19 protein-coding genes are annotated in these 22,437 nt (G+C 57.7%); 8 read left to right on the top strand and 11 right to left on the bottom strand.

Features of this window, described 5'->3' with window-relative positions; genetic code table 11:
• Positions 1 to 63 precede the first annotated feature (63 nt).
• Positions 64 to 2,016, bottom strand: a complete 1,953-nt coding sequence (locus N1030_RS02970) for an ATP-binding cassette domain-containing protein (RefSeq protein WP_265827568.1) — start codon at positions 2,014 to 2,016, stop codon at positions 64 to 66.
• Positions 2,017 to 2,530: 514 nt separating this feature from the next.
• On the opposite strand from N1030_RS02970, the gene N1030_RS02965 reads away from it, so the two are divergent.
• Entirely contained in the window at positions 2,531 to 4,132 is a 1,602-nt protein-coding gene (locus N1030_RS02965; RefSeq protein ID WP_265827567.1) for a methyl-accepting chemotaxis protein, read from the top strand.
• A gap of 66 nt (positions 4,133 to 4,198) precedes the next feature.
• Positions 4,199 to 4,582: a hypothetical protein gene (locus N1030_RS02960; RefSeq protein ID WP_265827566.1), complete on the top strand. Its 384-nt coding sequence runs from the start codon at positions 4,199 to 4,201 to the stop codon at positions 4,580 to 4,582.
• A gap of 75 nt (positions 4,583 to 4,657) precedes the next feature.
• Here the strand turns inward: N1030_RS02960 and N1030_RS02955 are convergent, their stop codons facing one another.
• Together N1030_RS02955 and N1030_RS02950 are read right to left on the bottom strand one after the other, a co-directional pair.
• On the bottom strand, positions 4,658 to 5,149 hold the full coding sequence (locus N1030_RS02955; protein ID WP_265827565.1) for a YajQ family cyclic di-GMP-binding protein: 492 nt from the start codon (positions 5,147 to 5,149) through the stop codon (positions 4,658 to 4,660).
• A 101-nt stretch (positions 5,150 to 5,250) separates the two neighbouring features.
• Positions 5,251 to 6,690 carry a DEAD/DEAH box helicase gene (locus N1030_RS02950; protein WP_265827564.1) on the bottom strand — a complete coding sequence of 480 codons (1,440 nt, stop codon included), beginning with the start codon at positions 6,688 to 6,690 and terminating at the stop codon, positions 5,251 to 5,253.
• 311 nt (positions 6,691 to 7,001) lie between these two features.
• Here N1030_RS02950 and N1030_RS02945 point away from each other — a divergent pair, with 311 nt between their 5' ends.
• From N1030_RS02945 to N1030_RS02920, 6 genes are all read left to right on the top strand, one after another.
• Positions 7,002 to 7,952, top strand: a complete 951-nt coding sequence (locus tag N1030_RS02945) for a phosphotransferase enzyme family protein (protein ID WP_265827562.1) — start codon at positions 7,002 to 7,004, stop codon at positions 7,950 to 7,952.
• Positions 7,953 to 8,091: 139 nt separating this feature from the next.
• Complete coding sequence (gene msrA / locus N1030_RS02940; RefSeq protein ID WP_265827561.1) at positions 8,092 to 8,715, top strand: peptide-methionine (S)-S-oxide reductase MsrA; 624 nt, start codon at positions 8,092 to 8,094, stop codon at positions 8,713 to 8,715.
• A gap of 82 nt (positions 8,716 to 8,797) precedes the next feature.
• The gene (locus N1030_RS02935) at positions 8,798 to 9,229 is read left to right on the top strand and encodes a hypothetical protein (RefSeq protein ID WP_265827559.1); all 432 of its coding nucleotides are present in this window, start codon (positions 8,798 to 8,800) and stop codon (positions 9,227 to 9,229) included.
• Between the two features lie 52 nt (positions 9,230 to 9,281).
• Positions 9,282 to 10,238 carry a glucokinase gene (locus N1030_RS02930; RefSeq protein ID WP_265827558.1) on the top strand — a complete coding sequence of 319 codons (957 nt, stop codon included), beginning with the start codon at positions 9,282 to 9,284 and terminating at the stop codon, positions 10,236 to 10,238.
• Between the two features lie 44 nt (positions 10,239 to 10,282).
• The gene (locus tag N1030_RS02925) at positions 10,283 to 11,023 is read left to right on the top strand and encodes a TVP38/TMEM64 family protein (protein WP_265827557.1); all 741 of its coding nucleotides are present in this window, start codon (positions 10,283 to 10,285) and stop codon (positions 11,021 to 11,023) included.
• 15 nt (positions 11,024 to 11,038) lie between these two features.
• Positions 11,039 to 12,517: a dihydrolipoyl dehydrogenase family protein gene (locus tag N1030_RS02920; RefSeq protein WP_265827556.1), complete on the top strand. Its 1,479-nt coding sequence runs from the start codon at positions 11,039 to 11,041 to the stop codon at positions 12,515 to 12,517.
• Positions 12,518 to 12,600: 83 nt separating this feature from the next.
• Here the strand turns inward: N1030_RS02920 and N1030_RS02915 are convergent, their stop codons facing one another.
• The 8 genes from N1030_RS02915 to N1030_RS02880 all read right to left on the bottom strand — a co-directional run bounded on the left by N1030_RS02915 (position 12,601) and on the right by N1030_RS02880 (position 22,423).
• Positions 12,601 to 13,512 carry a cation diffusion facilitator family transporter gene (locus N1030_RS02915; protein ID WP_265827555.1) on the bottom strand — a complete coding sequence of 304 codons (912 nt, stop codon included), beginning with the start codon at positions 13,510 to 13,512 and terminating at the stop codon, positions 12,601 to 12,603.
• A gap of 108 nt (positions 13,513 to 13,620) precedes the next feature.
• The gene (locus N1030_RS02910; RefSeq protein WP_265827554.1) at positions 13,621 to 14,466 is read right to left on the bottom strand and encodes a ThiF family adenylyltransferase; all 846 of its coding nucleotides are present in this window, start codon (positions 14,464 to 14,466) and stop codon (positions 13,621 to 13,623) included.
• Positions 14,467 to 14,662: 196 nt separating this feature from the next.
• Positions 14,663 to 16,204, bottom strand: coding sequence for an ABC transporter ATP-binding protein (locus N1030_RS02905; protein WP_265827553.1), 1,542 nt, complete (start codon positions 16,202 to 16,204; stop codon positions 14,663 to 14,665).
• 2 nt (positions 16,205 to 16,206) lie between these two features.
• Entirely contained in the window at positions 16,207 to 17,127 is a 921-nt protein-coding gene (locus tag N1030_RS02900) for an ABC transporter permease (RefSeq protein ID WP_265827552.1), read from the bottom strand.
• Positions 17,127 to 18,227 (bottom strand): ABC transporter permease, encoded by a 1,101-nt coding sequence (locus tag N1030_RS02895; protein ID WP_265827551.1) that lies wholly within the window; start codon positions 18,225 to 18,227, stop codon positions 17,127 to 17,129. Before N1030_RS02895 ends, N1030_RS02900 begins: the two co-directional genes overlap by 1 nt.
• Before the next feature lie 39 nt (positions 18,228 to 18,266).
• Entirely contained in the window at positions 18,267 to 19,292 is a 1,026-nt protein-coding gene (locus tag N1030_RS02890; protein ID WP_420842837.1) for a BMP family ABC transporter substrate-binding protein, read from the bottom strand.
• 163 nt (positions 19,293 to 19,455) lie between these two features.
• Positions 19,456 to 19,944, bottom strand: coding sequence for a xanthine phosphoribosyltransferase (gene gpt / locus N1030_RS02885; protein ID WP_265827549.1), 489 nt, complete (start codon positions 19,942 to 19,944; stop codon positions 19,456 to 19,458).
• A gap of 226 nt (positions 19,945 to 20,170) precedes the next feature.
• A complete protein-coding gene (locus N1030_RS02880) occupies positions 20,171 to 22,423 on the bottom strand; it encodes a CHASE2 domain-containing protein (protein ID WP_265827547.1) in 2,253 nt (750 codons plus the stop codon).
• Between the last annotated feature and the right edge of the window lie 14 nt (positions 22,424 to 22,437).

Below are 22,437 nucleotides of genomic sequence, written 5' to 3'. Positions count from 1 at the left end.
TCATGAGATGGTACGACAATTACAGAAACATCTATATTACAACAATAACCAGTCTAAGCCCCGCTACTCCCTGAATTGCTCAAGCTCTGCCACACGCTGCTCGGCTGCCTCCCAGCGTTCGAGCAAATCAAGCTGCTCCATCTCCAGCTCCTGAAGACGGTCCGTTGCCGCAGCAAAGCCCTGCGGATCGCGCGTGTAGAAACCGGGATCTGCCATATCCGCCTCCAACGTATGCTGCTCTTCTTCCAAAGCCGCGACCCGGGCCGGCAACGCCTCCAGCTCCTCTCGAAGAGCGCTCAGTTCGCGCTGCTCATTAAAGGAGAGCTTCTTCTGGCGTCCTGCTCCCCCCTCCTCGGCACTCTTGGACGCAGCCTTTTTCGCAGATTCACGGGGAACCGCCTGCGCAACAGGTTCCGGACGCTGGCGCAACCAGTCATCATAGCCGCCCACATATTCGCAGACACGGCCGTTGCCCTCAAAAGCAAGGGTGGAGGTCACCACATTATTAAGAAACGCCCTGTCATGGCTGACCACAAGCACCGTACCGGAATAGCCTGCAATCAGTTCCTCCAGCAGATCCAGCGTCTCCATATCCAGATCGTTGGTAGGTTCGTCGAAAACAAGCACGTTGGACGGCTTGGTGAAGAGACGGGCGAGCAGCAGACGGTTCCGCTCCCCGCCGGAAAGACAGCTGACAGGCATGTGAATGCGCTGAGGATCAAACAGGAACTCCTTGAGATAGCCGACGACATGCTTTCTGGCTCCGTTGATCTCCACGGTATCGTTCCCGTTTGCAACGTTGTCCCGAACGGACTTGCTGTCATCCAGCTCAGCCCGAAGCTGGTCAAAATAGGCAATCTCCAGCCTCGTGCCATGACGCACCGTACCGGACTGCGGTTGCAAACGACCTAGCAGCAGTTTGAGCATGGTGGTCTTGCCCACACCGTTTGGCCCGAGCAGGCCGACCTTGTCACCACGGCTGATGACAAGGGAAGCATCGCTGATGACGGGCTTATCGGCATCCGGATAGGTGTAGGTCAGATTCCGGGCTTCCACCACGAGCTGGCCGGAGCGCTCCGCCTCCTGCACCTGCATGGATACGGTGCCGAGCCGTTCGCGACGTTTGGCGCGCTCCTCACGCAAGGCGTAGAGATCCCGTACGCGCCCCATGTTACGGGTGCGGCGCGCCTTGATCCCCTTGCGTATCCAGACTTCCTCTTCGGCAAGCTTCTGGTCGAGACGGGCCCATTCCTGCTGTTCCGCGTGCAACTGCCCGTCCTTACGCTCCAGAAACGTATCATAATCGCAGGACCAGTCTGCAAGATGCCCCCGGTCCAGTTCGATAATCCGGTTTGCCACCTTGCGCAGAAACATACGGTCATGGGTGATGAGCACCAGCGTGCGCACCCGCCGGAGCAGAAACTCTTCAAGCCAGTCTATGGAATCCACATCCAGATGGTTGGTGGGCTCGTCAAGGAGCAGCACATCGGGTTCCGCGGCAAGGGCCCGGGCCAGCATCACGCGACGCTTCATCCCTCCGGAAAGGCTTGCAAACTCTGCCTCGGCATCCAGCTTCAGGTGATTGATGACGCTCTGAACGGTCTGATGAGCAGTCCAGCCGTCGCCGATATCAAGGCCCTGCTGAGCTTTCTGCAATCGCGCCGACAATTCCGGTGAAGACTCCCCCGCCTCCAGCAGAACGCTCACGGCATGATATTCGGCAAGAGCCTTGCCAGCCTCGCCCATCCCCTCGGCAATAACCCCATAAACCTGTCCGCTGATGCCCTGAGGAACATCCTGCGGCAGCATGGATACGCGAAGCCCCTGCTGGCGGGCAACAATGCCCTTGTCCAGCGGAACGTCGCCATGCATTACCCGCAAGAAGGTAGACTTGCCCGCGCCGTTTCGTCCGAGCAGACAGACGCGCTGCCCTTCCTCTATCTGCAGGGTCACGTCATCAAGCAGCAGAGGGCCGCCCAAGGTCAAACTCGCGTTTTGGATGCTAATCATTGCCATATATGCTGTCCTTGAATGAATACGTCATGAATGTGGGTCCCCTTGTAGCCGCACCCACCCGAAACGGCAAGGGCGCATAGAGCGTGCAGAGCTCCACTGATAGACAACGCAAGCAAGCACTTACACACACAACACGACTACACTTTTTTACAGTGCCGCAACATTCTCATTGCATTTCTACGCAAGATATACCTATAGACACTGCATCAAATCAATAACGTGCCTACTTTCACCATCAGATATGGCAATTTGAGGGACAATCATGGCTAGACATTCACATTTTCAGTATCCCATTATTATTTTTCCGGCTCTGATTGCGGGACTTGCAAGCGCTTTAGGACTCTACCTGAACAACATATCAAACCTTGCAAGTATGATTTCCATCTCCATCGCCACTGTTGCAGCCACTGGCCTCACCATTGCTTTCCTCTGCCGTATATTCATAGGCACCCCCCTTGAACAACTTTCAAATGTTGCAGCTGGCGGATGTGCTTCACAAAACTTGCACGGCTCCATGAAAGCAATAGCCGAAGCCATCATGGTTCTACGAAAAGACCGTGCCAACCACTGTCAGGTTTTCGATCAAGCTCTGGATGCCCTGGCTGAAGCCTGCTCCATCATTATTACGGACGACTCCGGCAATGTGACATATCTTGACGAAGCAGCCCTCCCAACTCTTGGACAGAAGGGAAGCCACCAAGACTACCTTGGCAACGACCTTCGCAACCTGCTTGAAACAAACAGCAACGCGATTACGCTTGTTGAACGCGCTCTGAAAAGCAGGAGCCGTGTATCGGAAGATATTGTCATCACCAGAGATTCCACCCCGCGAACTCTCATCTTTACCGTCACGCCCATGCAGGATGTAGGCACGCAAAACCTCCTCGGCATCTGCCTCGCAGTGAAGGACATTACCGAATCCCGCATGCAGGAAAAGGAACTTGTGGAGGAGAAGGTACGCATCGCAGACCTGACCCAAAAAGTGCTTAGCTCCGCACAGCAGGTGAATGACGCATCCGAGCATCTTGCTGAACGTATTCAAAGCGCCAACTCCGGCGCAACCCGACAGCAAAACCGCACCATGGAAACGGCAACAGCCATGGAACAGATGAATGCCACGGTCATGGAAGTGGCCCGCAGCGCAAGCGATGCCGCAGAACTTGCCGCGCGCACCCGTGAGCATTCCTCGGAAGGGGCCGGACGCATGTCCACCCTTGAACAGGAAATTTCCAGCGTCGGCAATGTAATTGCCGCTCTGGGTGACCGCATTACCGACCTGGGCACCCGGGCTGTCGACATCGGTCAGGTCATGAACGTGATCAACGACATTGCCGACCAGACCAACCTGCTGGCCCTGAACGCCGCCATTGAAGCCGCCCGAGCTGGCGAAGCTGGCCGCGGGTTTGCCGTGGTAGCGGATGAAGTGCGTAAACTGGCGGAAAAAACCATGCAGGCCACCAACGAAGTCGGTGGCGTCATCCGCTCCATTCAGGATAGCTCCAAAGCAGCATCCGGCGAGATGCAGCAGGCCCTTTCCGCAGTGGAACGGGTAACCTCCAGCGCCCATGTATCGAGAGAGGCGCTCAATACCATCGTCTCCCTTGCGGACGAGACCAGCTCTCAGGTGCAGTCCATCGCAACGGCAGCCGAAGAGCAGTCCGCCACGTCAGAACAGATCAACGGCGCTGTTGACGAGATTACCCATATTGCCACCGACACAATGGAGACCATGAACAAGGCGGCAACAGACGTATTCAGCCTGACAGGACGCGCCAGTGACCTGAAGCTCCTTCTCACCCGCATGCAGTCCGGCAGCTGTGGAGCGGATGAAGAAGGCAAGACTGTTCCATGCTGGGTCTACAAGAATTGCGGCCGCGAAAAGGGTGGCAAGAAGGAAAAGGAAATGGGCGTATGTCCCGCATGGCCAAACCACGGCTACAGTTGCGCCTCGGTCACCGGCACATACTGTGGCGGCGTGGTTCAGGAAACCTTTGCCAAGAAGATAGCCAACTGCGCCAAGTGCGACTACTTCAAGAGCACCCATTATGACAGAGAGAGCATCCACAATGCCTTTGAAACAAAGGCCACTCTCTCCCCGCTCCGTCCCTTACGTTAATAATGGACGACAGTTGCGTCTGCGAACCAGAATCGCTATGGTATGCACAAACCAAGGAGCCGCGCCATGGGTACCAAGGCGTTCATCACATTGAAAGACTGGCTGGAGGGCCGCGCACAGGCCATCCGCACGCTTGAATCGAAAGCCGAAAAAGTCCTGCATGACGATCAGGACCAGAACAAATACCGGCAGATCATGCTGGAAAAAGCCACCCTGCTCGCCAATCTGGCCGAAGAAGCAGCCCCTCTCGTCTCGCACCTGCCGGAACACGAACGGGGAACCGTAAGCGACAGGCTGTCGCGCTTTTCACAGAGTGCCTCCGTAGCGAAACGCATCGGCTCGGTTTTCTACATGTCAGCCCTGCTGTATCCGGAAGACCACAAGCCCGGAGAAAAGAACGACCTCGAAACGTTCATAGACTCGGTCAAGGTGCTGGCAGAAGGCGAATAACCAACACCGCAAGACAATAGAAAAGCCGGAAGGGACACCCCTTCCGGCTTTATCATTTCGAATCGCAGGAAAAAATCAGGACTTCATGTTCACGAACTGGAAGGGTACGTCATAGTTGCCGCCCTTGAGCAAGGCAATGACTTCCTGAAGATCGTCGATCTTCTTACCGGTCACACGCACCTGGTCATCCTGAATGGCAGCCTGTACCTTGATCTTGCTGGCCTTGATGTCCTTCACGATCTTCTGGGCCTGCTCCTTGCTAATGCCTTCACGGATGCACACATCACGCTTCACGGCCCCCTTGGAAGTGGGCTCGGGATCCTTGAATTCCAGCACCTTGGGATCAAGTTTGCGCTTGATGCAGTGAGCTTGCAGCATTTCTGCCACGGCACGCATCTTCATTTCGTCAGCCGCGATAATGCTGACGCGCTTGTTTCCCTTATCCAGAGAAATCTCAGTATTGGAACCACGGAAGTCGTAGCGGGTTTCCACTTCCTTCTTCACGTTGTTCACGGCGTTGTCCATTTCCTGCAAATCCACTTTGTTCACGACGTCAAAGGACGGCATATGTCTTCCTCCATTGGATGTCGGTTATCGTCATTGTTCGCGGCGTTGTACCAGACAGCCCGCGTGCCAGCAAGAGCAGTGAAATGGAGCTTCCGGAAAGACTAGTCGTCCTGTTCCTGCGCTTCGCGGGTTTCCTGCACAGTATGACGAGGGCCGCGGGGAGTCGGGGCCTGCTTGGCCACGGCACGCGATGCCGGACGCATTTCCGGCTTTTCCGGCTGCACCGGCGGCTTGGGTTGCGGCCGCGATATGACGCGCACCTGTGCGGGGTTGGGAGCCGGCTGCCTCGGCGGGCGCTGGTTTCTGAGCGGTTCGGCCGGTTCCTTTTCCACCTGCGTGGGCATGAAGGCACGGGCCATACGACGGGGACGCGGCACGCGCCTGAGTTTGGCCGGACGTGCTTCCGCGCTTCGCTGCTGTTCGCTGTATTCAAAACGGGGCAAGTAGCAGCGTTCCAGCGTTTCTTCCATGGCGCGTTCCAACGTGCGCACCAGAGCCTCATCCTCAGGCGTGACAAAGGTCAACGCCATACCCGTACGGCTTGCCCTGCCGGTGCGCCCGATGCGATGGATGTAGGTATCGACTGACGGGGGAAAATCGTAGTTGATGACATGGGAAATGGAGGAAATATCAAGCCCTCTTGCCGCAATATCCGTTGCGACCATGATGGCGAACTTGCCGCGTTTGAAGCCATCCAGAGCCGCCTGCCGCCTGCGCTGGGAAAGATTACCCTGCAGGCAGGTGACATTGAACCCCACCTTACCCAACTGCTGCCAGAGCCGCCGCGCGCCATGACGGGTTCTTGTGAACACGAGCATGGATTCATACCCCAGCGTCCGCAGCATGGCCTTGAGCAACGGAGTCTTCAGATGCGGCGCCACCGGATACAGGGAATGTGAAACGGTCTCGGCAGGAGTGGAAATATCCACTTCCACCAGCACGGGATCACGCATACACTCATCCGCAAGCACGCGCACAGGCTCAGGCATGGTGGCGGAAAACAACAGCGTCTGATTCCTGCCGGATGTCAGGCGCAGAATCTCGCGCACATCATCCAGAAAGCCCATGTCAAACATCATGTCCGCTTCATCGAGCACCAGCACTTCCACGGCGGAAAGATCAACCGTCCCCTGTCGTACATGGTCGAGCAGACGCCCGGGACAGGCGACCAGAATCTCCGCGCCCCCCCGCATCTGCATGACCTGTCCGTGGAATCCCACACCGCCGAAAACAGGCACACTGCGCAACCGCGCCCTGCGGCCGAGCATGCGGATATCGTCGTGAATCTGTCCGGCCAGCTCCCGTGTCGGGGCAACGATGAGCGCACGGACAACATTGCGCGGCCCTTCCACCAGCCTGTCCAGCAAGGGCAGGACAAATGCTGCAGTCTTTCCCGTGCCGGTCTGGGCCAGCCCGAGCACATCTCTGCCTTCCTTGGCCGGAGGAATGGCTCGTTCCTGAATGGGCGTGGGGGCAATGAACCCCTGCTCTTCCACTGCCTCAAGCAGGGACTGATGCAAAGACAACCGGGCGAAACTCACCTGCGCAACTCCATGACGGAATTCATGTCTCTCGGGAACAGGACGCCGCAACACACTGCGGAGGGCGGCATGCAAGCCTGCTTCCGGAGCGACCGTGCAAAGCTGCAATCATGACGCAGCCCTTCTTCACGCTCCATTCACCACCTTCCACAGAAGCGCATATTCTATGCGTTGCTGCCTTTTTACGCAATCTCCGAAATATGTCCGGCGCTTGAATACATCCCTCATCCGACAGAACAACCCAAGTATGGACATCCTGTTGCCGCTGTGAAACAGTGCCACTCCACTCCCAAAATCCACAGGAAGCACGCATGCAGACAATTCTTTCCCGTTTCGGCCTCACACTCTCGCATATCCGGCATGATCTGGCCATTCCCGGCAGCCCTGAACGCTGCATAACACGCACGGTTATCGAAACGGACGACGGCAGCCTGTGGCTTCTGGAACGACTCGGCGGAAATCAGGCGGCCAGCCGCGCCACCGTGGCGGGTCTGCTCGACGGACTGGCGCACGAAAACGCCCCCTTTATTCATGCCCCCAGAAAGACGGCTGAAGGGCATCATATTCTTGAAGCCGACAAAAGCTTCTGGCAATGCAGCCCGTTCATCATCGGCGAAGAACTGCCCCGCCCTGAATACATCGATGACGCATGGCGAGGCCGCCTCATCGGACGCTTCATCGCGGGCCTGCAAAAGGCCGGAACCGCCCTGCCCGACATACCGGAGGCCAACACGCCCGCCCTGCCCGCCTATGTGGCCTCGCTGGCGGAAACCATCAGGCAGCGCGAACCCGGCATTCATGCCCGCATTGCGGACATACTGCCCCACTTCACGCCGCTGTTCACCATGCTGCCACATCTGCCCACAGCCGCCGCGCACGGCGACTGCCATCCGCTGAACATCATCTGGGGGGCGAACGAGATTCGCGGCGTCATCGACTGGGAGTTCGCCGGACGCAAACCCGTTCTCTATGATGCGGCAAACTGCATAGGTTGTGTTGGCTTCGAGCATCCCGACTGGCTTGTGAGGGGCCTTGTACCCGCCCTTGTCACCGAACTCCGCGCAGAGCATATCCTCAATGAAAAAACGCTGCCGTGGCTGCTCCCCTTCACATGCGCCCTGCGCTTTGCATGGCTCTCCGAATGGCTGCGCCGCGACGATCAGGAAATGATCCAGATGGAACTGGACTACATGCACATCCTGCTCCGCCATGGACAGACCATTGAGCAACGCTGGCGCGAGGCATGCGAGGCCAACGCCTGAGATAGTGCAGTCTGTCCCTGCCACTTATGGGTAACGAAGAAAAACTCTGCCCCCTCCCCTTTTCCGAAAGAAAGGCTTATATTCACTGGAAACGCGCAACAGCGTCATCTCCATGAATGATCTCAAACGGGAGGTAGGCATGAACATACCCCTGACCCTCATTGGCGCAGCATTCATTGCAGGCAGCCTGCTCGTCATTGGCAATCCCGCCCCTGCACACGCGGCAGACTCGCCCGCCCAAACGGCCGTGGCCACCTTCGCGGGCGGCTGCTTCTGGTGCATGGAACCGCCCTTCGACAACCTTGACGGCGTGCTGGAAACAACCTCCGGTTATACGGGCGGATACAAGGATAATCCTGCATACAAGGAAGTCTCTTCCGGCATCACCGGTCATCTTGAAGCCCTGCAGGTGACGTATGACCCTGCAAAAGTCAGCTACGAAACCCTGCTCGACGTCTTCTGGAAAAACGTTGATCCGCTGGACCCCTACGGCCAATTCTGCGACAAGGGGGAACAGTATCGTACAGCCATTTTCTACCACTCCGAAGAACAACGGGTGGCAGCGGAAGCCTCGAAGGAGGCCCTGAACAAATCCGGCAGGTTTGACAGACCTGTGGATACGCGGATCATCAAGGCTTCAACCTTCTGGCCCGCAGAAGACTATCATCAGGATTATTACAAGAAGAATCCGGTCCGCTACAAATTCTACCGCTATAACTGCGGGCGCGACCAGCGCCTGAAAAAGCTGTGGGAAACCAAATGACATCCTGCAGATAACGTTTTCACAGGACGGGGGCACACGAACACGCCCCCGTCTTCACACAAACACATTTTCCGGAACGCGCATGAAACACACGTACCTCGTCTCACCTGGAACATGGCAGGCCAAGGGTTTCTTCAAGGATAGCAACGGTAATGCCTATCCCGTCACCGGCTCAAGCATCATCACGCACGAACGGAAGATCTGGTATAACAGGTCGGCCATGCTGATTCATACCCAGCCGGTCACGGACATTGAATGCGTCTATGAAATTACCCCGCTTGACCCGGAAACCTATTCCACCACATGGACTGCGGAAACCCTGCCCATGGGAAGGATCTCCGGCAACTTCGCCATTGTGGGCAACACCATTCTTTCCAGCGCAAACACACCGCAGGGAGCCAACATAGAAACCCTGCGCCAACTGGATGAAGGCACCTATGAAAACAGGGGAGCCCTGTTCATGGAGGGACAACTGCTCTCCACGTGGGAAGTCATTCTGACCAGAGCCGAATAACGACTGAGCATCTTGGCCGGATGGCGAATTATCCGGCTTGCAGGAGCCTTCCGTGAAACGCATACTTGTTGCCGATATCGGCGGCACCAACAGCCGCTTTGCCGCCTTTACGCACAGCGACGGCGAACTCAGGCGCGAGGCAAGCGTGTGGCTTTCCACAACGCAGGCAGCCAGCTTTGAACAACTGCTGGAACAGCTTGCGGCCTCCTCTCTGCCCTGCTCACCGCACACGGCAGACGCCATTGTCCTTGCCGTGGCAGGACCTGTTGAACACGGCAAACGCGCCGCCTTGCCCAACATTGCCTGGGACCTTGACCTGAGAACGCTGCCTGCATCCTGCGGCTGCGCAAACGCCCTGCTGGTGAACGACTTTCTGGCACAGGCCTATGCCTGCCTTAGTCCGGCCATGCGCGAAGCAACGCCCATTCTTTCTGGCACGCCTGTTGCCGATGCTCCCATCGCCATACTTGGTGCTGGCACCGGTTTCGGCCACGCCCTGCTCATCGAAGTGAGCCCCGGACAGTACAAAGCCATACCGTCAGAAGGCGGGCACGCCCATTTTCCGTTCATCGGTCCTGAAGAAAACGCCTTTGCCGACTTCCTCCGCAAGGAAACCGGCCGGCCGCAGGTCATCGGCGACATGGTTGTTTCCGGCTCCGGCATACGCAATCTGCATACCTTCTTCACAGGCGAACGGCTGCCATCACGAGAGGTAACGTCGCGCCTTACACAGGCATCGCCAGAATTGGCATTGTTTGCCCGTTTTCTTGGCCGGGCCTGCCACGACTTCGTGCTGAAGACCCTTGCTCTCGGGGGGCTGGTCATCACAGGCGGCGTCGCTTCCGGCAATCCTTGCATCGTCCGCCATCCTGCCTTTGCAGAGGCATTTCTGGACAGCGACACACACGGACACCTGCTACGGAACATTCCCGTACACCTGAACACCAATGAGGAGTTCGGCCTGTGGGGAGCCGCCCAACTGGCAGTCATGCACCTGAACCGTTCCTGAACGCATTATCTCCCTGCGCCACCTGAAACCTGCGAGAACGCGAAATGACCTCTCCTGACCGGACCACAGCACCAGAAACCGCATCCGGTGCCACCGCACCGCGAACGGACAAGAAAAAACTCATTCTGCTTGGTGTGATAGCCGCGCTGGTTGCCCTGTTCTTCATCTTCGACCTGAACCGGTACCTGACGCTGGACTCCATCAAAGCAAGCCAGCACGACCTGCAGACGCTCTATCAGGAACACACGGTGGCCGTTATAGCGGGGTATTCCATCATCTACATCCTGAGCACGGCCCTGTCGCTGCCCGGGGCAACCATTCTCACCCTCGGCGGGGCAGCCCTGTTCGGCTTCTGGACGGCGATGGTCGTCGTTTCCTTTGCGTCCTCCATCGGTGCGTCACTGGCCTGCGTGGTTTCCCGTTACCTGCTCAGGGACTGGGTCCGGGCAAGGTTCGGACATCGCCTCAAACGCATGGACGAAGGCATAGCCAAGGAGGGTGCTTTCTACCTTTTCACCCTGAGGCTTGTTCCCGTAGTTCCCTTCTTTCTCATTAATCTGGGCATGGGACTGACCTCACTGCCCATACGAACCTTCTACTGGGTGTCCCAGTTAGGGATGCTGCCCGGAACAGCGGTCTATGTTAACGCAGGCAAGGAGCTGGGAAAAATCGAAACCCTTTCCGGCATCCTTTCCCCTTCACTGCTTGCCTCATTCGCCCTTCTGGGCCTCTTTCCGCTCATTGCCCGCAAGACGCTTGAATTCCTGCGCAGACGCAACCGCTGACCACAGGAGGTATGCATGACGGCTTACGACTATGACATGATCGTCCTTGGCGGCGGCGCTGCCGGCCTCACCACCACCGCCGGAGCCGCCCAACTGGGCGTGAAGGTCTTGCTTGTGGAACGGGAAGCCAATCTCGGCGGCGATTGTCTCCACTACGGCTGCGTCCCCAGCAAGACGCTCATCACCACAGCCCGCAACCGGCACCGCATGGCCAATGCCGCCCGCTGGGGCCTGCCGCAGCCGGACCTGCCCCCGGTTGACTTTTCCCATGTTGCCGCACGCATCCGCTCGGTTATTGAGACCATCCAGCCGCACGACTCGCCTGAACGCTTCACCGGACTGGGAGCCAAGGTGCTCTTTGGCAATGCGACCTTTGTGGATGAGCACACCATAAGCATCACCTGTGCCGAAGGAACCAGAATGGTCAGCGGCAAACAAATCGTCATAGCCACCGGTTCGACAGCCTCTGTTCCGAACATCCCCGGCCTCGACGAAGTGCCCTACCTGACCAACACGTCCATCTTCTCGCTGAACCACCTGCCGGAATCCCTCGTCATTCTCGGCGGCGGCCCCATTGCCCTTGAAATGGCGCAATCCTTCCGCAGACTCGGCTCCACGGTAACGGTCATCCAGCGTTCCGGGCAGGTCCTCTCCAAAGAGGACAAGGAGATGGCTGATGTAGTGAAGGATGCACTGGAACAGGAAGGCGTGCGCTTCCTTCTGAATACGGCCGTACGTGCCGTCCGCAATTCGTCGGACGAAGGGAACGGCATTGAGGTAGAAGTGGTGCAGCATGAAGGCAGAACGCAGACCATTGCGGGTACGCATCTGCTTGTTGCATTGGGGCGCACCCCCAACGTAAAGGATCTGCGCCTTGAGCAGGCCGGAGTGGACTATTCGCCCAAAGGCATTGACGTGGATGCCCGCATGCGTACTTCCTGCAAACATATCTTTGCCTGCGGTGATGTAACGGGCCGCCACCAGTTCACCCACGCCGCCGGGTATGAAGGCGGCATCGTGGTCAGCAACGCGGTGTTCAAGCTGCCGCGCAAGGCAGACTACACATGGTTGCCATGGGTCACGTATACGGAACCGGAGCTTGCATCCATCGGCCTCAACGAAAAGGCCGCGCAGGATAAGGGACTTGATTACACGGTCCGAATCGAACGATTCGCAGACAATGACCGCGCCATCGCGCAGGGAGCAACTGAAGGCTGCCTGAAGATGCTGCTGGATAAAAAAGAAAAGGTACTCGGCGTACAAATTGTCGGCCCTAACGCGGGCGAGCTCATCAACGAATGGGTAGCCGTGCTGGGCGGCGGCGTAAAACTCTCAACCCTCGCAGGAGCCATACACCCCTACCCCACCCTCGGCGAAATCAACAAACGTGTTGCCGGTTCGCTCATCGGCGAAAAAATCTTCTCCGCCAAGGTACGCTCGGGACTTTGTTTCCTGTTCGGCTATCAAGGCCAATGCGAGGATGAGACGGAATAGCCACCCACCGAGCAAGAAAAAAAGCCGGACATCGTACTGTCCGGCTTTTTCATTTCTCGTAGGAGGACTAATTGCTCCTCAGTTTAGGTGCACGACTCGTCTTCCGGAAGCCACGGATCAACGTGCACCAGCACTTCTGCCACGTCGAGCTCTTCCGTCAGCAACAGACGCTCTACGGCATCGGCAATATCGTGCCCTTCCTTGACGGAAATACCACCGTCAACACCGATGTGCATGTCCACAAGCAAGCCGGCCCCTTGGTAGCGGGAACGCAACCTGTGCACGCTCAGCACTCCCGGCACGGAACAGGCCAGTTCGTTGAGTCTGTCCATGACCTCTGTGGGAGCAGTTCTGTCTATCAGCATCTCCAGAGCCGGATAACAGATGGACCACGCGGCATGCAGAATGAATACGGCAACCACAATGGCTCCCACCAGATCCACAAAAGCCCACTCCGGCAGCAGCATGGCCACGCCCACGGCCAACGCGGCAGGAATGGAACTGAGCGCATCGCTGCGATGATGCCATGCGTTGGCAATAACGGCCGAGGAATTGAGTCTGCGCCCCTCTCGCACAGTCCACTGATACAGCAGTTCATTTGCCACGATAGAGACAAATGACGCCCAGAAGGCCACAGGCTTGCTGTGATGTATCTCTCCCGTCCGGAACCCCGAAATGGCGTCCCAGCCGATGCCGATACCCGCAGCGGCAAGCAGCAGCCCGATGCACACCGTGACGAGCGTTTCCAGCCGCCCATGTCCGTATGGATGATTCTCATCCGCCGGAGCGGACCAGAAATGCACTCCCACAAGCAGTGCCACATCCGTCACCATGTCGGAAATACTGTGAATACCGTCTGCCAGTACGGCACGGCTGTTCCCTGCAATACCCGCCGTCACCTTGATGGCGGAAAGCACGACATTAACGAACAGGCCGACCCACGTCACTCGGCAAACGGCCGATATATGTGCTTTTGTTTTTTCAGCTGATGCCATATTTGCACTCCTCATCACAGGATAGCAGATATGATCGAACTGTCCAGCCGTGAGAGCGAAAATCGGTTTCAACACGAAGGGTTACGGACAGGAAAAAAGACGTGCAGACTACACGTCCTCGAACAGCACGTTCTGGAAGCTGCGATCGGCAAGATCGAAGAATAGCACCCCGTGCATCCGGGGACGACCGATGATGATGCGCATCACTTCTGAACATTGCATTGACGCAGCGCAGGCAACCACAGGAGAAGGCGTACCGAGCACATCCTCCGCTGCAGAACCGGTGCCCAGCATCTCGGCTGGTCCGGTTTCACCAGGAAAGACCGCCACAACGTAGCCGCTCAGCCCTGCCACCACGGCGGAGACAAGGGGGACACCGGCCGTCGCGGCTGCACGTTCCAGTTCGGCGCGATACTTGAGCCCGCCCAAGGCATCGATAACCACGGTCTTGCCGTGACAGGCCGCAAGAAGTGCATCGCCGCTCAGGTATTCATGGATGCCGATAAAGGTCGTGGAGCTGTTGATTGCCGCAACATGGCGTGCAGCGCAAACCGGCTTGGGAACATCGAGGGAGTCTTCACGGGAAAGGAGCTGGCGGTTAAGATTGCTCTCGGCAAAACAGTCTCCGTCTGCACCGGTAATGGTACCGACGCCCATACGGACGAGCAGATCCAGCACGTGACCGCCAAGACCGCCCAACCCGACAAGCAACACATGCGCATCAAGCAGCTTGAGTTGCTCGGAACAATCCATGTGGCTGTAGTTGCGCATGTAGCGGCCGGGCATCACCCCTTCCAGCAGGGCTATACGCTCCACGTCGCGCTGGGGGCAGCCATGCTTTTCCGCCAGTGCTTTCGTATCGTCCAGCGACAATACCACCTTGCCGGAGCCGTCAGGCAGCACCATCTCGCGGGCAGCCTCAAGCACTGCAGCCTTCAGTACCGATTCACTCATATGCTCTCCTGCGCCCCCGCACAGTCCGCCAAGTGTACTGCGATATATTGCACGACATCAGCTCAACATGTCAAAAGGTTCCGAAACACGAAATACAGACAACAGGATATCTGCTGTAAAAATAAACAGGCCCGAAACCGCACTGCAGTATCGGGCCTGACTCATGTATTTCAACTGATACAAGAATTACAAAAGACTACACCGCTGTCACACCGGCCATCATCAGGCCTATGGCATCCACCTTGGCAGTGTCGGACTTATGGAATACGTCCATGAAGCGTCCCCGATACATTACCGCAATATAGTCCGCCAACTGCAGTGCTTCGTTCAATTCGGACGTGATGAGCAGAATGCCTGCACGGTTGCGGGCTTCCAGCAGGCGCTGCCACACTTCTTCCGTGGCCGAGATATCCAGCCCCTGCGTGGGGTTCTCCGCAACGATGATGTCCGGCTGCCGGAAGAACTCACGGCCGATAACCAGCTTCTGCAGGTTGCCGCCGGAAAGGGATCGTGCGGTGCCTTCAATATGTCCGGGCTGCACGTTGAACTCGTCAATAATCTTCACCGTGGTCTCGGTCGCTTCCTTGCGGTTCAGAAACGGACCGTTCGAAAAGGAATGACGGGTGGTGAGCAGGAAGTTATCCACCAGATCAAGATACTTGCAGGTAGCAAGTCCCTGTCTGTCTTCAGGGATGTAGGCGAGTGACTTGCCCTTGCGCGGAGGGCGCGGATAAAACTTGTTCCACTCCAGCCCCAGAATCTCCACCCTGCCGGCAACGGGCTTGCGCAGGCCGCAGACAACTTCCACCAGCTCCTTCTGGCCGTTCCCGGCCACGCCGGCAATGGCGACAACTTCGCCTTTGCGCAACGTCAGGCTGATGGAGTCCATGCCGTCACCGGTCAGGTTGGCAATATCCAGCACCACACCGCCAGGCTTCACGGGCTCGGCGTTAATGGAAAGCACGACATCCCTGCCCACCATGCGGTTGGCAAGAACCGTCTCGTTCGGCACGTCGCTCTCATGGAATTCGTCAACAATCTCGCCCTTGCGAAGAATGGCGATTTCATCCGCCACCGCAAGTACTTCCTTGAGCTTGTGCGAAATGAAGACGATGGATTTACCCTGATCCGCCATGCGCCACATGGCCTCGAAGAGCTGCTCGGTCTCGGCGGGGGTGAGCACCGCAGTGGGTTCATCGAGAATAAGAATACGGCTGTCGCGGTACAGAAGCTTGAGTATCTCCACCCGCTGCTTTTCACCCATGGAAAGATCGCACACACGGGCAGCCGGATCGATGGGCAGACCATACATATCTGCCAGCTTGGTCACCTCGGCTTCCATGGCCTTGGGGGAAATGATGAAACTCTTCTCCTGCCCCAACAGCACGTTCTGGGCAACAGTCATGGACTCGACCAGCATGAAGTGCTGATACACCATGCCGATGCCCGCATTGATGGCGTCGCGGGGCGAATCAAAACGGGTCAGGGTGCCGTCCACATAGATGCTGCCGGAAGTCTGACCGAACCGGCCGGATAGAATGGACATGAGCGTGGACTTGCCCGCGCCGTTCTCACCCAGCAAAGCCTTGATCATGCCGGGACGGATGTCGAGGGTAATGTCGTGGTTGGCCCGGACCTTGCCGAACACCTTGCAGATATGCTCAAGCCTGACCAGAGGGGGCAGGTGCACAAAGGCGTTGCGGTTCGTTCGCTTATTGATGATCTCGCGTTCGCTCATGACTATTCTCCGGGCTCAATGTTCACGCCAAGCGCGGCAGGCGCAGCGCGGCCCTTGCCGCGAGCCGACGAGAACAGCAGTACGATGATGGTCAGCGCATAAGGCAGCATCAGCAGCAACGATGACGGCAAGGTTGCGCCAAGAGCCTGCAGGCGCATCTGGAAGGCCATGATGCCACCGAAGAGATAGGCGCCGAATACGGCGCGACCGGGACGCCAGAACGCGAAGATGACCAGAGCCACGGCAATCCAGCCTCGGCCGCCGGTCATGTTGCTGGTCCAGAGATGCGTATAGGCAAGAGAGAGGTACGCGCCGCCCAGTCCCACAAAGAAGCCGCCGAAGAACATGCCTGCCCAGCGCATGAGCACGGGGTTGAGACCTGCAGCGGAACATGCGGCCGGATGCTCACCGGCAGCGGCAAGCGCCATGCCCCAACGGGTGCGGTTCATGAAGAACCAGAAAATGAAGGGCAAGGTGTAGGAAAGATATACCAGCGCGTCGTGCTTGAAGAAAATGCCCCCGATGACGGGGATGGAAGAAAGCACCGGGAAAGCAAAGGGAGTGAACCCGGTGGTCGCCACGCCCACATAGGGAGTGCCGAGAAAGTCTGCAAGGCCGACACCGAGAATGGTGAGAGCAAGGCCGGAAACAACCTGATTGCCCTGGAACACCTGACAGACCACGCCGTGCAGCAGACCGAGAATGCCTGCAAAAATACCGGCCATGAACAGGCCTACCCACGGGTTGCCGGTGAAATAGGTGAACAGGAAGGCACCGAAGGCACCGAAGATCATCATGCCTTCCACGCCAAGGTTCAGCACACCGGAACGCTCCGTGAGCATTTCGCCCAACGTGGCGTAAAGAATGGGCGTGCCGGACTGCACGGTCGCCGCAAGAATGGGAATAATCAGTTCAAGAGCCATTAGGCGTTCCCTCCCTCATCGGCTTTGGCAGCCTCCGCCTCCACGCGGGAAACGCGCTGAATCTCATACCAGTTGAAGAACTGTCCGGCGAGAACGGTGATGAGCAGAAGGCCCTGCATGATACCCGCAAAGGCGGCAGGAACCTGAAGCTCAAGCTGCAGATTCTCCACGCCAACGCGCAGGCCTGCCAGCAGAATGGAAAAGACCGCAATGGACGTGATGCGCAGGCGGGCGAGCCACGCCACAACAATGGCGGTATAGCCATAGCCGACCACTACGTTGGGCTGCAGGCGGTTTAGGGTGGCGGACGTTTCAATAAGTCCGGCCCAACCGGCAAGAGCACCGCACAGAACCATGACCAGCATCACGAGAAAACTGTAAGGCATGCGAGCATATCGTGCAGCACGCGGGTTTTCACCGCCTGCCATAAGCTCGAAGCCGAGACGGGTGCGCTTCAGGAATACGGAAAGCATTGCGGCAACCACGGCGCACACGGCAGCACCCCAGTGAATGCGTCCGAACAGCGAGCCGATAATGGCCGTATCCGGGAACATGATCGTCATGGGGAAGCCGAAGCTGGCAGGGTCCTTCCAATCGCCGTAGACGAAGTATTCGAGCAGCAGAATGCCGATGTAGTTGAACATCAGCGTTGAAATGATTTCGTTCAGCTCGAACTTAAGGCGCAGGAACGCTGGAACAGCCGCCCAAAATGCGCCAAGCAGGGCTGCGGCACAGAACATGAGCGGCATGAGCGCCCATGCAGGGGCATCAGGAAAGGTAAGAACCGCCCAGGTAGCTCCCACGGCGCCAAGGGCGTATTGCCCTTCCGCACCGATGTTCCACACCTGCATACGGAAACACACCGCCACGCCGAGAGAACACAGGAAAATGGGGATGCTCTTCAGGGCTGTGTCTTCCAGCGAGTAGCCGTGAGCAAACGCCCCTTCCCACAACAGGAAGAGCGCACGCATGAAGGGCTTGCCCTGAATGGCGAGCAACAGGCAGCTTATACCCAGCGACAACGCCAACGCCGCGAAAAAAATAAAAAAGGAGCCCCACTGAAGGGGCTCCTGTCTCTTTGCTATTCTGAATCCTAGCATGAAGCGGGAATCTCCAGTAAACCGGATTGGAAACCGACGTTATTCGTTGGAACCGACAACGCCTTCAACAAACCAGGTCATGCCGAGCAGCATGTCGTCAGGAGCAACGTCGCCAGCAGCTACGCGTTCCTTGCCGGACTGATCCTTGACGGGACCTGCAAATACCTTGAACTTGCCTTCCTTGATCTCGGCCTTACGGGCATTCACGAGATCACGTACGTCCTGCGGCACCATTTCGCCGAAGGGAGCGAGGTCAACAACACCTTCGGAAAGGCCCCACCAGTAGTGGTCGGACTTCCATTCGCCCTTACGTACCTTCTCCACAACAGTGGTGTAGAAAGGAGCCCAGTTCCACACAACGGAGGTCAGGTGAGCCTTGGGGGCAAAAGCGGACATGTCGGAGTTGTAACCAACGCTGTATACACCGCGTTCCTGAGCAGCTTCCTGAGCTGCGGGGGAGTCCTGATGCTGGGCGATAACGTCTGCGCCCACGTCAAGCAGGGACTTGGCGGCTTCCTTTTCGGTTGCCGGGTCGTACCAGGTCTTGGTCCATACAACGTGTACTTTCACGTTGGGGTTCACGGAACGTGCACCCAGGGTGAAAGCGTTGATGCCGCGGATAACTTCAGGAATGGGGAATGCGGCAGCGTAACCGAGGATGTTGCTCTTGGTCATCTTGCCGGCAACCATACCTGCGAGGTAACGGGCCTGATAAATACGGCCGAAGTACGCAGACATGTTGGGAGCGGTCTTGTAACCGGAGCAGTGCATGAAGGTGATGTTGGGGAACTTCTGGGCAACCTTCAGGGTGGGGTCCATGTAGCCGTAGCTGGTGGTGAAGATGATATCGAAGTTCTTGCGAGCCATGTTCATGATAACACGCTCGGCGTCTGCACCTTCCGGCACGGATTCAACATAGGAGGTTTCAACTCCGTCCATCTTGGCAATGGCCTGACGGCCAAGGTCATGGGCAAAGGAGTAACCGGCATCCCCGATGGGAGAAACATACACAAAGCCGACCTTCAGTTCCTTGTCAGCCGCGTGCACGGTCCCGATACCGAGCATGGCGACCAGGGCGACAAGCGCCAGCACACCAAACAGTTTACGCATCACATCCCTCCAAGCGCAGAAAAGTGTCATTTGTGATAATGGGTTGCAAAATTGCGGACATCCGCTGCGGAACGCCCACCTCGCGCCGATTCAGAAGCTGTATCGCAAAAAAGGAAAATTACCCTTCTTCCGTCAAATTTACAATAGGCTCCACGAACTGCACCGCACTGTCCCAGGGGAGCAGTATCCACGTGTCCTGACTTACTTCGGCAATGACTTCCTCCACCAGAGGACGCCCCTTGGGCTTGGCGTAGACGGTGACAAACAACGCCTTGGGCATCATTTCGCGCACAACCTTGGCAGTGTTTCCCGTATCAACGAGGTCATCAACGATCAGCCAGCCTTCGCCATCGCCTTCCACGTGCTTGAGAATGCGCAGCTCGTCCTGATCTTTCCAGTTGTAGCTGGAAATGCACACCGTTTCGATAAGATGAATGTTCAGCTCCCGCGCAAGCACGGCCGCCGGAACAAGACCGCCGCGGGTGATGGCAGCTATCCCCTTGAAAGGACCGCGATCGGCGAGACGCCTTGCCAGTTCTCTTGCGTCCTTGTGAAACTGATCCCACGTAACGGTAAACATCTTCTGGTAGCGATCGGATTTGCCCACGTATTCCTGCCTTACGGTGTCAGTGCCGGTCAGGACAACCGGCTGTTTTCAAATGAAAATAGAGGGTTTCACCTCATAGTGAAGCCCGGAATAAGGACCTGTTCGGTCAGATGAAACGGACGACAGCACGTTCCGTTGCTGCGTGGTTTGCCCAGTTGTAACCGATCTGTCAAGTACGACGGCATGTACTCAACAAATCGAAGCAGACGTGAAGAAGACAGCAACACTACCCTGCCGCGTGCGTTTTTTCTTCCAGCAACCTCCGGTAATAGGCGGCCACTCCGTCCTCAGGTGCGGTTTCCGTCATGGCTACGGCCAGCTCGAGGGCCTGCGCGATATTTCCGCTCTCCATGGCCTCCAGCATGGCATAATACTCGGAAAGGTACGTTACGGGACAATCCTCCTCAATGCGGCCCAGCAATTCATACACAGCCACAGCCCCTTCCCTGCCCCGAACCTGCACCCTGTCCACAGGACGCATCCAGAACTTGTCATGCACCTGCGCATAGGTTGCTTCACTGCAAAGGATTGTGCACCCATATTTCCGGGTCTGCCCTTCAAGACGGGAGGCAATGTTCACCGCATCGCCGATGACGGTATAACTCATCCGCTCTTCCGACCCCATGTTACCGGCGACCATTTCACCGGTATGGATGCCTATGCTCACGCGCAACGGCGCAAAACCTTCCCGTTGCAGTTCCGTATTGAGGGCGTTCAATCCTGTCAGCATGCGCAGGGCAGTCCGGCACGCGGCTTCCGCATGCTCGTCGAAATGCAGCGGAGCCCCGAACACGGCCATGACCGCATCTCCGATGTACTTATCCAGCAGCCCCCTGCCCCGCATGACTTCCTTCGTCATGCAGGTGAGGTATCTGTTGAGCAACTGTACGAGCACCTCCGGCTCCATCCGTTCCGAAAACGTGGTAAAGCCGACAATATCGCAAAACAGCACCGTAAGTTCACGCGTTTCACCACCCAGCCGCAACTGCTGCGGATTTTCCATGACCTCCTGCACCACGTTCCGGTCCAGATAACGGTTAAACGCCGCCCTCATCTGTCTCCGTTCCCTGTCCACAAATAAGAAGCGGTGGGTATTAAGCGCAATGAACGAAGCGGTGAGCGCAAGCAGAGGAAAGACAAGATTCAGCCAGAACAGTTTGTGGACCAGAACATACTCGTTGCCCATAAGCGAACCCACGAACAATGCGCTGCAACCGGCGAGGGAAAAAAGAGGACGCGTGCGGACAAACAGCAACAGGCACGCGAGACAGAGCGTCCAGATGGCTCCCACATCGGCAAGCGCAGCCCATGCGGGACGCGAAATGGCATCCTGTGCAAACATGTTGTCCAGGGCCGTGGCATGGATCTCCACGCCGGGGAAGGTCGTTTCATACGGCGTGGTTCGCATGTCGAACACGGCAGGCGCGGTCACCCCCGCCACCACGAACTTGCCTTCCATCATCCTGCGCAGCTCGTTCCCCTTGGTCTGCCCGCCAGCCATGTCCAGCAGGCGCCACGCCGGGATATGGGGAATGGTTCCCCCCGGTCCGCGATAATTGAGGATCATGCGCCCCTGCTCATCCGTGAAGACGACATGCCTGCCCCACTCGCAACCGGCAATTCCGGCATCCCCCAGCAGCAAGGAGGGAGGCGATTCCGGTACGGCCCGCCCGAAGAGGGCTGCCGCCAGCGGCATGACCACGCTCTCGCGCCCTTCAGACATCAGGCGGAAAGCCATCTGATAGCGCCTGACAGTGCCGTCCGTATCCGGCAACACATTAAAGGCAGCCTGTCCCGCCGCAGGTTTCGCCAGCAACGCCAGATTGGCCCTTCCTCCGACAGCCAGAGGCAAGGGCAAGGCATCAGACGTTTCGTCTCCGGAGCGGACGGCGGCTCCCCCCAGCCTCTTCTGTACCGGATAGGCCGCCACGCCGGCACTGCTGCCGTCCATCTCACGTTTAGAACCAGCGCTGCCGCCCAGCTGCATGTAATACCCCAGAATCTGCGGGGTACTGCTGGCAGCGAGCGCCTGTGCAAACAGGGCATCGGGATTGGTAAGGGAAAGCCGTTCCTTCAGATAGGCCTGAAAGGCGGGAGTCGGCGACAGACCTAGCGACTTGGCCCTGCCGATAAGGGCGACAAGCTCATCCTGCGCGGGTTTGGGTTCCGGGTCGAAGAAACCGATATCGTAGACAGCGGCCTTGACGCCGGCAGCATCCAGCGCCGAGGCAAGACGCGCCATGACCGCGCGGGACCATGGCCAGCGTCCCACCCTGCGGATGGACTCCTCATCAATGGCAATGATGACGACCTTGCCGGAACCGGCCTGTACGCCACGCGCCTTGATCCGCATGTCGTACGCGGCCAGTTCGGCCTTCCGCAGAAATTCAGGCTGCCAGAAATACGCACAGGTTCCCAGAACCGCCACACACAGGACGATAACCAGCGGTGCAATGCTGTTTCTGAGTTCCCTGTCCATACGCAGCCACCCTG

The sequence above is a fragment of the Desulfovibrio mangrovi genome, assembly GCF_026230175.1.
GTDB lineage: Bacteria > Desulfobacterota > Desulfovibrionia > Desulfovibrionales > Desulfovibrionaceae > Halodesulfovibrio > Halodesulfovibrio mangrovi.
The sequence above is the reverse complement of the archived record's forward strand: the minus strand, read 5'-3'. Positions and strand labels throughout refer to the sequence as shown.